This is a genomic window from Actinomycetospora atypica, from assembly GCF_042653685.1.
In the GTDB taxonomy this organism is placed as follows: domain Bacteria; phylum Actinomycetota; class Actinomycetes; order Mycobacteriales; family Pseudonocardiaceae; genus Actinomycetospora; species Actinomycetospora atypica.
Genome location: NZ_JBHSIV010000012.1, coordinates 74302 through 86754, shown reverse-complemented (window position 1 = coordinate 86754; position 12453 = coordinate 74302). Strand labels below are relative to the sequence as shown.

The following is a 12453-nucleotide window of genomic DNA, read 5'->3' as shown; positions in this document are numbered from 1 at the left end:
TGTTGTCTCCTCGTCGTCGAGAGTGGGTGACCCCGGTCTCACCCTGCCACCCACGATCGGGTGGCGCGACGCGCTCCTGACCGTCCGAGGAGGGATCACCGCGATCTCCTCGAACGCCTCGCTCGGCCGCGAGCAGCTCGGGGTCGCCCCCGGCGTCGTCGTGCCGGGATGCCAGACCCGGGGAGGCGCCTCCGGCCCGGGGGGACGAATCCGGGTCGGGCCCGGATTGGTGCACCCGGGCGGGAGGCACTCCCGGGCCATGGACATCCCGACGACGCCCCTCCCCGACGGCACCCCGATCCCGGTCCTCGGCGCCGGCACCTGGGGCTACGCGGAGGACCCCGGCCGTCGTCGGGACGAGATCGCCTCCCTGCACGCCGCGCTCGACGAGGGGCTCACCCTCGTCGACACGGCCGAGATGTACGCCGACGGCGGCGCCCAGGAGCTCGTCGGGGAGGCCCTCGACGGGCGGCGCGACGAGGCCTTCGTCGTCGACAAGGTGCTGCCCTCCGACGCCTCGCGCCGCGGGACCGTCGAGGCCTGCGAGCGCGCCCTGCGCCGGCTGCGGACCGACCGGATCGACCTCTACCTGCTGCACTGGCGCGGCCGCTACCCCCTGAGCGAGACCGTCGAGGCCTTCACCGAACTCGTCGACACCGGGAGGATCCGGCGCTGGGGCGTGAGCAACCTCGACGTCGACGAGATGCAGCAGCTCGCGGGCACCGCCGTGGCCACCGACCAGATCCTCTACAACCTCACCCGCCGCGGCCCGGAGTTCGACCTGCTCCCGTGGGCGGCCGAGCAGGGCCTGCCGGTCATGGCCTACTCCCCCATCGAGCAGGGACGGCTCCTCGGCGACCCGACCCTGCGCGAGATCGCCGACCGCCACGGCGCCACCCCGGCCCAGGTCGCGATCGCCTGGGTCCTGCGCCGCCCCGGCACCATCGCCATCCCCAAGGCCTCCACCCCGGCGCGGATGGCAGAGAACCGCGGCGCCCTCGACGTGACGCTCACCGACGACGACCTCGCCACCCTCGACGCCGCCTTCCCGCCGCCCGACCGCAAGCGCCGGCTCGAGATCCTCTAGTGCCTCCGTGTCCCCGACGTGATCATCCGTTGCTCCGTTCGAGCTATCTGGGGTACGCCTGTTCGGCCTAGCGTTCGCGCCATGACCCACGACGAACTGATGGCGGAGGCCTGCCGGCTGGCGGCGGAATCGGTGCGGCGGGGGTGGGGCGGCCCGTTCGGCGCCGTCCTCGTGAAGGACGGTGAGATCGTCGCCCGTGGGCAGAACCGGGTGCTGATCACCGGCGACGTCACCGCGCACGCCGAGATCGAGATGCTGCGCAAGGCCGCGTCGGTGCTCAACCCGTACGCCCCGACGATCGCCCCCGACCAGCGCGCCGAGGGCCACCTCGCCCTCGTCCCGCGCCCGAAGGGCTCCCCCGACGTCGTCGAGGCGCGCGCCCGGATGTTCATGGGCACCGAGGTCTACACGAGCGGCATCCCCTGCCCGATGTGCATGGGCGCCATCTACTGGGCCCGCTGCGACGCCGTCTACTTCGCCAACGACCTCGAGGCCACCCGCGGCGTCGGCTTCGACGACGAGTTCCAGTACGACGACTTCAAGCGGCCCCTGAGCGAGCGCCGGATCAAGATCGAGCAGCTGCGCCCCGACCTCGGCGCCGCGATGTACGAGGAGTACCTCGCCACCCCCGACCGCCACCCCTACTGATGAGCGTCGACCCGGCGACCGACCTGGTCACGGTCGTCGTCTCGCACGCCGTCCCCGCCCACGACGAGGCTGCCTTCCTCGCCTGGCAACACCGCATGACCGAGGCCGAACGACGCTCCCCGGGCCACCGCGGCACCGAGCTGCACCCGCCGGTCGCGAGGGTGCAGGACGACTGGGTGGCGGTGACCCGGTTCGCCACCGAGGCCGACCTGGAGACCTGGCTCTCCTCCCCGGAGCGCGAGCACCTCATCCGCGAGAGCGAGCGCTTCCGCGACTTCCGCCTGCAGCGGGTCACCGCGTCGTTCGGGAGCTGGTTCCCGACGAACAGCGGTGCCGGTCCGGCGACGCCGTCCTGGAAGACGGCGCTGTCGGTGCTCGTCGGGCTGTACCCGACCGTCGTCCTGCTGACCCTCGGGCTCTCCGCGGTGTGGCCGGCGGCGCCGCTGTGGGCGAGCCTGCTGGTCGGCAACGTGCTGTCGGTCAGCGCGCTGACCTGGCTCGTCATGCCGGTGGTCACCCGGGTCCTCGCCTTCTGGCTCGAGCCGCCGGCCGGGGCACGCCGGCCCCGCACGGACGTCGTCGGGACGGTCGCCTCCCTGCTGTTCCTCACGGGCGCGGCGGCGGTCTTCGCCCTGCTGACCGGGTGAGCCCTACCGGCGGGTAGCCCACCCGTGGTGGGATCGCGGCATGCCCACCCACGTCGTCACCAACCAGGTCCCCGACCTCGTCGACGTCGACCTCGCGGCCGACCCGCCCCTGCTCGAGGCGCTGCACCGCGAGGGGGCCGGGTGGGCCCTCGACGACCTGCACGACACCGGGCGCCGCGCCGGGTCGGCCGAGGTGCGGGAGTGGGCCGACGCCGCCCACCGCAACGAGCCGCGGCTGCGCACGCACGACCGCGTGGGGAACCGGGTCGACGAGGTCGACTACGACCCGGGCTACCACGCCCTGCTCGGCGAGGCCGTCTCGCGCGGGTTCGCGGGCGCGGTCTGGGACGGCCCCGCGGGGACCCACGTGGCCCGGGCGGCGGGGTTCCTCGTGTGGTCGCAGGCCGAGGCCGGCCACGGCTGCCCGGTGTCGATGTCGCACGCCGTCGTCCCGGCGCTGAAGGTCTCCCCGGAGCTCTTCGACCGCTACGGGCCCGGGCTGCTCAGCCGCTCCTACGACGGCACCCTGCGCGACCCCTCGTCGAAGCCCGGCCTGCTCGCGGGCATGGGGATGACCGAGAAGCAGGGCGGGTCCGACGTCCGGACGAACACGACCACCGCCGTCGAGCAGTCCGACGGCACCTACGTGCTGACCGGCCACAAGTGGTTCACCAGCGCCCCGATGTGCGACGTGTTCCTGGTCCTCGCGCAGACGTCCGCGGGCGTGACGTGCTTCCTCGTCCCGCGGATCCTCCCCGACGGCTCGCGGAACCCGTTCGCCATCCAGCGGCTCAAGGACAAGCTCGGGAACCGCTCGAACGCCTCGTCGGAACCGGAGTTCGACGGGACCGTCGGGTTCCGGGTCGGCGACGAGGGCCGCGGGGTCCGGACGATCATCGAGATGGTCGCCTGCACCCGGCTCGACAACGCCCTGGGCTCCGCCGCCGGGATGCGCGACGCCGTCCGGCGGGCCGCCTGGCACGCCCGGCACCGCCACGCCTTCGGCTCGGCGCTGATCGACAAGCCGCTGATGCGCGGGGTGCTCGCCGACCTGACGCTCGAGTCCGAGGCGGCGGTGACCCTCGCGATGCGCCTCGCCGGGGCCCAGGACCGCTCCGCCGACGACCCGCACGAGGCCGCCTTCCGCCGGATCGGCGTGACCCTGGGCAAGTACTGGATCTGCAAGCGCCAGACCACGCTCGTCGGCGAGGCGCTCGAGTGCCTCGGAGGCAACGGGTTCGTCGAGGAGTCGGGCATGCCGCGGCTGTTCCGCGAGTCGCCGCTGAACTCGATCTGGGAGGGCTCGGGCAACGTCAACGCGCTCGACCTGATGCGGGTCCTCTCCCGCGAGCCCGCCGCCGTCGAGGCCTACCGGGTGGAGGTCGAGGCGGCCTCGGGCGCCGACCACCGCCTCGACGCCGCGTGGAAGGCCCTGCAGGACGACCTCCGCGACCCTGCCGAGGACCGCGCCCGCTGGCTCGCCGAGCGGATGGCTGTCGTCCTGCAGGGGTCCCTGCTGGTGCGGCACTCCCCCGCCGCGGTGGCCGACGCGTTCGTCGCCTCCCGCGTGGCGGGTGAGCACGGCGCGGCCTTCGGGACCCTGCCGCGTGGGACCGACGTCGACGGGCTCCTCGACCGCCTCCCCCTCCCCGCCTGACCCTGCCGCTCGCGTTGCGCCGCGCACACGGCCGGCTCGGTCGGCGTACCGCCGCCGCGTCGTTGCGCCCCGCACACGGCCGGCTCGGGCGAGGTACCGCTAGCGCGTCGTTGCGTCCCTCGCACGGTCGGCTCGGTGGGCGTACCGCCGCCGCGTCGTTGCGCCCCGCAAACGCCTCGACGGCGGCGTGCGAGCACCACCAGCCGTATGCGCCAGGCAACGGACCTCGCCGAGAGGCGACGGGCTCCCGCCACGTGGCGGTGTCCCGCACACGACTCCCCCGTCTCGACGCCCGACCTGCGCGCTTCGCACACACGTCGTCGACGCAGTGGGCCTCCCCCGGCAGAGATCTCGTTCCACGGCGCGGAGTGGGGCGGGGACCGATCGGTCCGCGCCGCTCGACGAGATCTTCATCGGCGGGCTCCCGACGTCAGTGGCGACACGCCCATGGCACAGCGCGACGCGCCACTGAATCGCCCTCGCCCGGCCCGTTCCGCCGCGCCGACTCGACGCCCACGGCTCGCTCGCCGACGGCGGTGGCCCTGCCGCACCGTTGCGTCCCGCAACGCGCTGCCCGCGACGATCGAGCAGGCCCAGCCGTGTGCGGCGCGCAACGCACTGCCCGCGACGATCGAGCAGGCCCAGCCGTGTGCGTCCCGCAACGCGCTGCCCGCGGCGATCGAGCAGCAGCAGCCGTGTGCGGCGCGCAAGGGAGCACCGGGCCTTCTCGAGCGGCGGGGCTGCCGCAGCCCGTGGCGACACGCTCCCTCAGTGTGGCGACGGTTCCCCGGACGGCCGCTCCTGACTAGCGTTCCGGCCACCATGAGTGAGCTGCTCCCCGGCGTCGAGGCCGGCACCGTCGATGCCCGCATCCGCATCCACCACCTCACCTCCGGCCCGGCCGACGGGGAACCCGTGGTGCTCGTCCACGGCAACCTGTCGACCGGGCGGTTCTACGAGCACCTGATGTCCCCGGCGAGCGACCGGTGGCGGTTCCTCGCGCCCGACATGCGGGGGTTCGGGCGCACCGAGCAGGCGCCGATCGACGCCACGCGCGGGCTCGGCGACTGGGCGGACGACCTCGTCTCCTACCTCGAGACCCTGGGGGTGACGCGCCCGCACCTCGTCGGCTGGTCCACGGCGGGTGCCGCGATCGCGCTGGTGGCCCGACAGGTCCCGGTGGCGAGCCTGACGTTCCTCGACCCCGTCTCGCCCTACGGCTACGGCGGGACGTTCGCGGACGGGCGGCCGTGTCACGACGACTACGCCGGGTCGGGCGCCGGGGTCGCGAACCCGCAGTTCGTGGAGAAGCTGCGGCAGGGCGACCGGTCGGGCGACGACCCGCTGAGCCCCCGCAACGTCATGGCCGGCACCTACTGGTCCCCCGACTTCCGCCTGCCGCGCGAGCGCGAGGACCTGCTCGTCGACGAGATCCTGCTGTCGAACATCGGCGACGACGGCTACCCGGGCGACTCCACGACCTCGTCGAACTGGCCCGGGGCGGCGCCGGGGACCCGGGGTCTGCTGAACGCGCTGTCGCCGAAGTACTGCGACTGGTCGTGGCTGCCCGAGCTCGACCCCAAGCCGCCGGTGCTGTGGACCCACGGGACGCGGGACGTCGTCGTGTCGGACGCCTCGATGCTCGAGCTCGGCACGCTCGGTCAGGCGGGCATCGTCCCGGGCTGGCCCGGCGCCGACACGTTCCCGCCGCAGCCGATGGTCGCGCAGATCCGGACGGTGCTGGAGCGCTACGAGCAGGCCGGGGGCTCGGCGCGGACGGAGATGTTCGAGGGGTCGGGCCACGGGCCGCACGTCGACGCCGCCGAGCGCTGGCTCGAGATCGCGACGGAGTTCTGGGCGGGTGCGTGACTCGAGCGAGAAGATCACCGTGGTCGTCGCCGACGACCACGAGATGTACCGGGACGGCGTCGTCCGCGCGCTCGTGGCGAGCGGGTGGATCGACGTCGTCGCGGAGGCCGAGGACGGCGAGGCGGCGTTCGCGGCCCTCGTCGAGCACCGCCCGCAGGTCGCGCTGGTCGACCACCGCATGCCCGGCGCGGACGGGACCGAGATCGTCCGGCGGGCCGCCCGCGACGGGCTGAGGACGCGCATCGTCGTGCTGTCCGCGTTCACGGACCCGACGCTCGTCTACGGCGCCCTCGAGGAGGGGGCGGCGGGCTACCTGCCGAAGGAGACGCGTCGTCGGGAACTCGTGGAGGCCGTGCGGACGGCGGCCGAGGGCGGCACGGTGCTCCCGGCCGACCTCGCGGCCGAGCTCGCCGGGGAGATCCGCCACCGGCGCGCCGACCGCGGCCCGCAGCTCTCCGAACGCGAGACCGAGATCCTCAAGCTGATGGCGGAAGGCATGACGACGCCGGCGATCGCGAAGCGGCTCTTCGTCGCGCCGAGCACGGTGAAGACACACGTGCAGCGGATGTACGAGAAGCTCGAGGTGACCGAGCGCGCCGCCGCGGTGGCGGAGGCGATGCGGCGCGGCCTGCTCGAATGACGACCCCCGCGACCACCACCCCGGCCTCCCGGGCGCTCGCCACCTTCGAGGCCGAGGCGTCCCGCACGACGAGCCTGCTGCGGTTCGGCCTGGTGGGGCTGGTCGCGCTCGGGGCGGTGCTCGACCCGGCGCGCGTGGAGGGCCCGGAGTTCTGGAGCGCGACCGCCGTCTACGCGCTCTTCGCGGTCGTCTGGCTCGCGCGGGTGCTCCGCCGGCCGGTGAGCCCGCGGACCGGGCTCGTCGCGACGGCCGTCGACCTCGTCGCGATCACCGTCCTCGCCCTGTTCGCGGGTGGGGGCGGCACGCTCCCGACGCTCGCCTACGTGCTGGTCCCGGTGCTCGCGGCGTTCCGGTACCGGCCGGAGCTCTCGGCGGCGGTGGGGGTCGCGACGATCCTGTCGTTCCTGGTGACGGCCGCGGTGGAGCGCGCCCCCGTGGCGGCGACGACGCTCGCGGCCGAGGCGGCGGTGCTGGCGCTGGTGGCGGTCGCGACGTTCCTGCTCGCCGTGGTGCTGGCGCGCCGCGCCGACCGCATCCGGGCCCTGCTCGCCGACGCCGACGCTCTCACCGCGCAGGTGCTCGACGCGGAGGCCCGCGAGCGGCGCCGGCTGGCCGAGGAGCTGCACGACCACGCGCTGCAGACGTTCATCGTCGCCGGTCAGGAGCTCGACGAGCTCCCGGGCGCGGAGGCGGCCGACGACGCGCTGCGCGCGGGGGTGCGGGAGCTCCGCGAGGTGGTCTTCGCCCTGCACCCCTACGTGCTCGACGAGGCGGGGCTCGTCGTGGCGGTCCGGCGGGTCGCCGAGCGGACTGCGGAGCGGGCGGGGTTCACGGTGACGGTCACGGGCGGCGACCTCGATCCCTCCCCGCACGACCGGCTCCTCTTCGGGGTGGCCCGCGAGCTGCTGACCAACGCGGCCAAGCACGCGGCGGCGGACGCGGTCGTCGTCGGGATGGCCGATGCCGACGGGACCCGGACGCTCGAGGTGACCGACGACGGCGTCGGGCTCGACCGCTCGGTGCTCGGGGCGCGGCTCGCCGACGGGCACATCGGGCTGGCGTCGGTCCGGGCGCGGGTGGAGGGCGTCGGGGGGACGTTCACGGTGGACACGCGCGAGCGGGGGACGCGGACCGTGGTCCGCGTCCCCCGCTGAGGGCCGCCGGTCAGCGGCGGTTCATGACCTCCGTGCGCGGCTCGCGGTACTGCTGCTCGACCTCCCGGTCGGCCTTCCGGCCGCGGCCGACGACATAGGCGCCGCCCCCGACGAGCACGATCACGCCGGCGCCGCCGAGCACCCAGGGCAGGACGTCGGAGCCGGTGGTCTCCGCGATCGAGAGGGTCGAGTCGGTGGTCTCCGCTCCCGAGGACGACCCGGTGCCGGTCCCGTGGTGGGTGCCGGTGCCGGTGCCGGTGGTGCCGCCGGTGCCGTGGTGCGCGGGCGTCGGGGCGGGGCCCGAGCCGGCGACGGTGAGCCGGGTGCTGACCGTGCCGGCCGAGGACGACGCGGTGACGGTGTAGGTGCCGGCCTTGGCGCCCGACGCGATCGTCGCCGACCCGGAGAAGGCCTCGGGGTTGGTCCGGTCCATCGTCGCCGGGCCGGAGAAGGCCGGGGAGGTGACGGTGATGGAGCCGGTCGCGGTGGAGGCGGCGGGCTCGGCGAACGTGCCGGAGAAGGTGATCGACTGGCCGGGCTTGACCGAGGAGGTCGAGAGGGTCAGGACACCGGGCTCGGCCTGGTTGACCACCGAGCTCGTGCCGCTGGTGGCCGGAGTGACGGTGTCGGCGAGGGCGACCCCGGCGGACCCGAAGGTGAGGACGGTCGCGGTGAGGGTGGCGGCGGCGAGGTGGGTGAGACGCATGACGTGCTCCCGGGGGTGAGGGAGGTGGTGCGGGGAGCGTCCGGGCCCTGAGGTTCGGTGCTGGGCGTTCTCCGTGCTGACAGGAGAAAGCATGTCTCCGGCCGGGCCCCCGTCCCGTCCCCCGAGGAGCCGGTCCTGCGGACGACAGCGGTGTCCCCCGATCGCCCGACAGGACCCCCGGGGCGGCTCAGCCGAACTGCGGCGGGCGCTTCTCGGCGAACGCGGTGAACGCCTCCTGCAGGTCGGCGCTCGGCAGGAAGGCCGCGTTCCAGGCCGCGACGTAGCGCAGCCCCGCCTCGACGCGCGGGCCGCGCTCGGCGTCGAGCACGTCCTTGATCCCGCGGGTCACCAGCGGGGAGTTCCCGGCGATGCGGGTGGCGAGGTCGACGGCGGCGGTCTCGAGCTCGGCCGGGGTGTCGACCACCCGGTTGACCAGCCCGATGCGCTGCGCCTCGGCGGCGGGGACGTCGTCGCCGGTGAGGGCCAGCTCGCGCAGGTGCCCGTCGCCGACGATCCCGACGAGGCGCTGGAGCGACCCCAGGTCGGCCACCATCGCCATGCGCACCTCGCGGACCGAGAACAGCGCGTCGGCGCTGGCCAGGCGCACGTCGGCGGCCGTCGCGAGGTCGACCCCACCCCCGACGCACCAGCCCTGCACCGCGGCGACCACCGGGGTGCGGCAGTCGGCGACGGCGGTGATCGAGGCCTGCAGGTCGCGGACGTGGCGCAGGAACCCCTCCCGGTTCGCGGCGCTCGGGTCGCCCAGCACGCCGCCGATCGAGCCGGCCGCGGCCATGAGGTCGAGCCCGTAGGAGAAGCGCCCGTCGGCGCCGGTCACGACGATCGCGCGGACCGCGGGGTCGGCGTCGAGGGCGGAGAACACGGCGGGCAGCTCGGCGAAGAAGGCCGGCGCCATCGCGCGCGCGACCAGCGACACGCGCGCGACGTGCTCGGCGGGCCGGTCGACGGCGAGGGTCTCGAGGGTGTCCGGCAGCGCTGACGTCATGGGTCCGACTAGATCACCCGCGACGGCCGGGGGACAACGCGGGCATCGTCGGGAAGGCTCACGTACCCAGCACCCGGTCGAGGCCGGTGAGCTTCAGCGCCCGCGACGGCTGGCCCTGCACGCCCCGCAGGGCAAAGTGCCCGCCGTCGGCGGCGACGCGCTGCGCGGTGCCGAGCAGGACGCGCATGCCGCAGGAGTCGCAGTAGGGCACGTCGGCGAGGTCGACGACGAGGTCGACCGGCCCGCCGGCGCGGGCGATCTCGTGGTCGATCGCGGCCTCGAGCTCGGTGTAGTGGGTGTAGTCGACGTCGCCGGAGACCGTGACGACCACGGAGTCGCCGTCCTTCGAGACCTCCACCGCGAAGTCGGCCGGCGGGGTCACGCGGCGCCCTCCGGCGTGCACGCCTCCCGCACGTCCGCGGAGCGCAGGAGGGCGACGGTGCGCGGCGAGTCGCGCAGCCGCTCGGCGAGGTCGTCGAGCGCCGGGGCGAGCTCGTCGCGGGTGAGCCCGCCCGGCACCGCGACCGTGCCCACCCAGCGCAGGAAGTTCGCGAGCAGCGCGGGGTCGTCGACGTAGACCGCGGCGGCGAGGAAGTCGACGAGGTGCCCGAGGTCGTCGTGGAGCTGCTCGTCGACGGAGGTCCCGCGCAGGGCGGTCGTCATGCCGGCCACCAGCTCCCCGCGCCGGGCCTGGAGGACGGTCTGCTCGTCGCGGGAGGAGTCGTCGACGCGGGCGGCGCCGTCGTCGTCGCGGAAGGAGAACTCGGCGAGCAGCGCGGCCGCGGCCCGCGCGTCGGGGGCCCAGCCGTCGGCGCCGACCGCGCGGGACCACCGGCCGTCGGGCCCGAAGGCGGCGCCGCCGGCGAGGACGGGGGTGCCGCTCGCGTGGCAGGCCTCGACCATCCGGCGGGCGGCGGGCAGCCGGGAGGGCAGGGAGCTGGAGACCGCGACGACGTCGGGCCCCGCCTCGTGCAGGTGGGCCGCCATCTGCCCGGCGGGCACGCTCGACCCGAGGAAGGTGACGGCCCAGCCGTAGCGGGCGAGGACCTCGGCGAGCAGGCGGGCGGGCAGCCCGTGCCACTCGCCGTCGAGGCAGGCCACCGAGATGCTGCCGATCCCGCTCGGGCGTGGCGGCGGGCGGTGCCGGGCGACCGCGGAGACGACGCGCTCGGAGATGTGGGTGGCGACGTGCTCCTGCACCACCGTCCACGCCCCCGCGGCCCACCGCTCCCCCACCTCGCGCTGGGCCTCGGCGACGACGTCGAGCAGCACCGCCTCCACGTCGAGGCCCTCGTCGAGGGCGGCGAGCGCGACGGCCACCGCCCCCTCCTCGTCGGAGGCGCCGAGCCGGTCGAGGTAGTCGGCGCGCACGGAGTCGGTCGCGACGGCGGGGGCGGTCACGCGGCCTCCTGGACGTGAGGCGCGGCCTGCAGGGCGAGCAGGGCGACGTCGTCGTGGTCGCGCCCGCCGAGCCACTCGGAGAGCAGCTGCAGCACACGCTCGCAGACCACCGGCGCCGGCGCGCCCGCGCACCCGGCCAGCGCCGCGGTGAGCCGCTCCTCGCCGTAGAACTCGCGCCCGCCGGGCCCGCCGCGGGCCTCGGTGACGCCGTCGCTGTAGAGCAGGCAGGTCTCGCCGGGCGCGAGGACGACCTCGGTGGCGCCGAACTCGGCGTCGCGCAGCGCCCCGACGAGCGACCCGGCGACCTCGGTCTCCTCGACGGTGCCGTCGGCGCGGAGCAGCAGCGGCGGCGGGTGGCCCCCGGTCGCGAGCCGGAGCAGCACCCCGCCGCCGTCCAGGGGCCGGGCGTCGCCCAGGACCATCGTCGCGAACCGGGGCAGGGCGACCGCGGCGTCGAGGTCGGCGGCGTCGAGCAGCGCGGTGTTGAGCAGGCCGAGCAGGGTGGTGGGCTCGCGCTCGAGCAGGCGCAGGGCGTGCAGCGACTGGCGCACCCGCCCGGAGAGGACGGCGGCCTCGATGCCCTTGCCGCACACGTCGCCGAGCAGGAACGGCGTCTCTCCGTCGCACGTGCGGGGCAGCACCTCGTAGAAGTCGCCGCCGACGCGCAGGCTCTCCCGCGCCGGCCGGTACGCGCTCCCGATGCGGAGCCGGTCGTGGCCGTCCGTCGGCAGCGGTGGCGGCTCCAGGCCCGCCTGCAGCACGTGGCCGAGGTGGGCCTGCTCGCGGTAGAGCGCGGCCGCGGAGAGCGCGGTGCCCACCCGCACCGCGTACTCCTGGGCCAGCGGCAGGACCTCCTCGTCGGAGGGCCCCACGAGCACCAGGACGCCGCGGACCACCGCTCCCGGCACCGGGACCACGACGAGACGGTCGGCGGGCGGCTCGGCCCACACCGGCAGGTCGGCGAGCTCGACCGTGATCCAGGGATCGACCCCCGCCTCCCCGATGAGCGCCTCGTGCAGACGCGGGGCGACGCGCAGGTCGGAGCGGGTGAGCTCGCCGGTCCGCGCGCGGTCGTGCCCGGCCTCCCCGCGGGCCCAGCGGACGGTGTCCGACCCGTCGGCGAACAGCACCAGCACCGTCGGCGCCAGCGTCCCGGCCGCGAGGGAGGCGGCCGCGCGCAGCGTCCGGTCGAGGTGGAGCACCCCGTGGAGCACCCGCCCGGCCTCGGCCAGGAACTGGGCGTTCGCCTGGGCCCGCTGCAGCGAGGCCGAGCCGCGGCGCTCCTCGGTGACGTCGCGCAGGTACCAGCAGGTCAGGACGTCGGGCCCGTCGGGCTCGTGCTCCTCGATGAGCCGCCGGCCCCGTCCGACCACCACCCGGCCCGCGAGCTCGGCCTCGAACCCCGGGGCCCCGTCCGCGACCGCCGCGGCGAACACGTCGGGGTTCCCGACGGGCTCCCCGACGACGAGGCCCGGCAGCAGCCGATGCGCCGCCGGGTTCACCGCGTACACGATCCGCCGGGGTCGTCGTCCCCGCGCGTACCCGGTGACGACGACCGCCTCGGACAGTCCGTCGAGGACACGCGCCTCGAGGCTGCGGATGCCCCGGGCCGGCATCGTCGGCTCCATCGCGTCACGT

The 12453-nt window shown here is 75.4% G+C and carries 12 protein-coding genes; 7 read left to right on the top strand and 5 right to left on the bottom strand.

Going from position 1 to position 12453, the window contains the following annotated elements; genetic code table 11:
• The first annotated feature begins 22 nt into the window (after positions 1–22).
• The 7 genes from ACFPBZ_RS13625 to ACFPBZ_RS13595 all read left to right on the top strand — a co-directional run bounded on the left by ACFPBZ_RS13625 (position 23) and on the right by ACFPBZ_RS13595 (position 7702).
• Positions 23–1087 carry an aldo/keto reductase gene (locus tag ACFPBZ_RS13625; RefSeq protein ID WP_378036601.1) on the top strand — a complete coding sequence of 355 codons (1065 nt, stop codon included), beginning with the start codon at positions 23–25 and terminating at the stop codon, positions 1085–1087.
• 81 nt (positions 1088–1168) lie between these two features.
• A complete protein-coding gene (locus tag ACFPBZ_RS13620; protein WP_378036600.1) occupies positions 1169–1735 on the top strand; it encodes a nucleoside deaminase in 567 nt (188 codons plus the stop codon).
• Complete coding sequence (locus ACFPBZ_RS13615; protein WP_378036599.1) at positions 1735–2382, top strand: antibiotic biosynthesis monooxygenase; 648 nt, start codon at positions 1735–1737, stop codon at positions 2380–2382. The genes ACFPBZ_RS13620 and ACFPBZ_RS13615 overlap by 1 nt, the downstream gene beginning before the upstream one ends.
• Before the next feature lie 40 nt (positions 2383–2422).
• Positions 2423–4039, top strand: a complete 1617-nt coding sequence (locus ACFPBZ_RS13610; protein WP_378036598.1) for an acyl-CoA dehydrogenase family protein — start codon at positions 2423–2425, stop codon at positions 4037–4039.
• Between the two features lie 822 nt (positions 4040–4861).
• On the top strand, positions 4862–5908 hold the full coding sequence (locus ACFPBZ_RS13605) for an alpha/beta fold hydrolase (RefSeq protein WP_378036597.1): 1047 nt from the start codon (positions 4862–4864) through the stop codon (positions 5906–5908).
• A complete protein-coding gene (locus tag ACFPBZ_RS13600) occupies positions 5901–6548 on the top strand; it encodes a response regulator (RefSeq protein ID WP_378036596.1) in 648 nt (215 codons plus the stop codon). The genes ACFPBZ_RS13605 and ACFPBZ_RS13600 overlap by 8 nt, the downstream gene beginning before the upstream one ends.
• Positions 6545–7702 (top strand): sensor histidine kinase, encoded by a 1158-nt coding sequence (locus tag ACFPBZ_RS13595; RefSeq protein WP_378036595.1) that lies wholly within the window; start codon positions 6545–6547, stop codon positions 7700–7702. The genes ACFPBZ_RS13600 and ACFPBZ_RS13595 overlap by 4 nt, the downstream gene beginning before the upstream one ends.
• Positions 7703–7712: 10 nt before the next feature.
• On the opposite strand, the gene ACFPBZ_RS13590 is transcribed toward ACFPBZ_RS13595, so the two are convergent.
• The 5 genes from ACFPBZ_RS13590 to ACFPBZ_RS13570 form a co-directional block, all read right to left on the bottom strand.
• Positions 7713–8408 carry a hypothetical protein gene (locus tag ACFPBZ_RS13590; RefSeq protein WP_378036594.1) on the bottom strand — a complete coding sequence of 232 codons (696 nt, stop codon included), beginning with the start codon at positions 8406–8408 and terminating at the stop codon, positions 7713–7715.
• A 187-nt stretch (positions 8409–8595) separates the two neighbouring features.
• Positions 8596–9414, bottom strand: coding sequence for a crotonase/enoyl-CoA hydratase family protein (locus tag ACFPBZ_RS13585; RefSeq protein WP_378036593.1), 819 nt, complete (start codon positions 9412–9414; stop codon positions 8596–8598).
• 58 nt (positions 9415–9472) lie between these two features.
• On the bottom strand, positions 9473–9796 hold the full coding sequence (locus ACFPBZ_RS13580) for an STAS domain-containing protein (RefSeq protein WP_378036592.1): 324 nt from the start codon (positions 9794–9796) through the stop codon (positions 9473–9475).
• Positions 9793–10815, bottom strand: a complete 1023-nt coding sequence (locus ACFPBZ_RS13575) for a cobalamin B12-binding domain-containing protein (RefSeq protein ID WP_378036591.1) — start codon at positions 10813–10815, stop codon at positions 9793–9795. Before ACFPBZ_RS13575 ends, ACFPBZ_RS13580 begins: the two co-directional genes overlap by 4 nt.
• Positions 10812–12443, bottom strand: a complete 1632-nt coding sequence (locus ACFPBZ_RS13570; RefSeq protein ID WP_378036590.1) for a PP2C family protein-serine/threonine phosphatase — start codon at positions 12441–12443, stop codon at positions 10812–10814. Before ACFPBZ_RS13570 ends, ACFPBZ_RS13575 begins: the two co-directional genes overlap by 4 nt.
• Positions 12444–12453 lie beyond the last annotated feature (10 nt).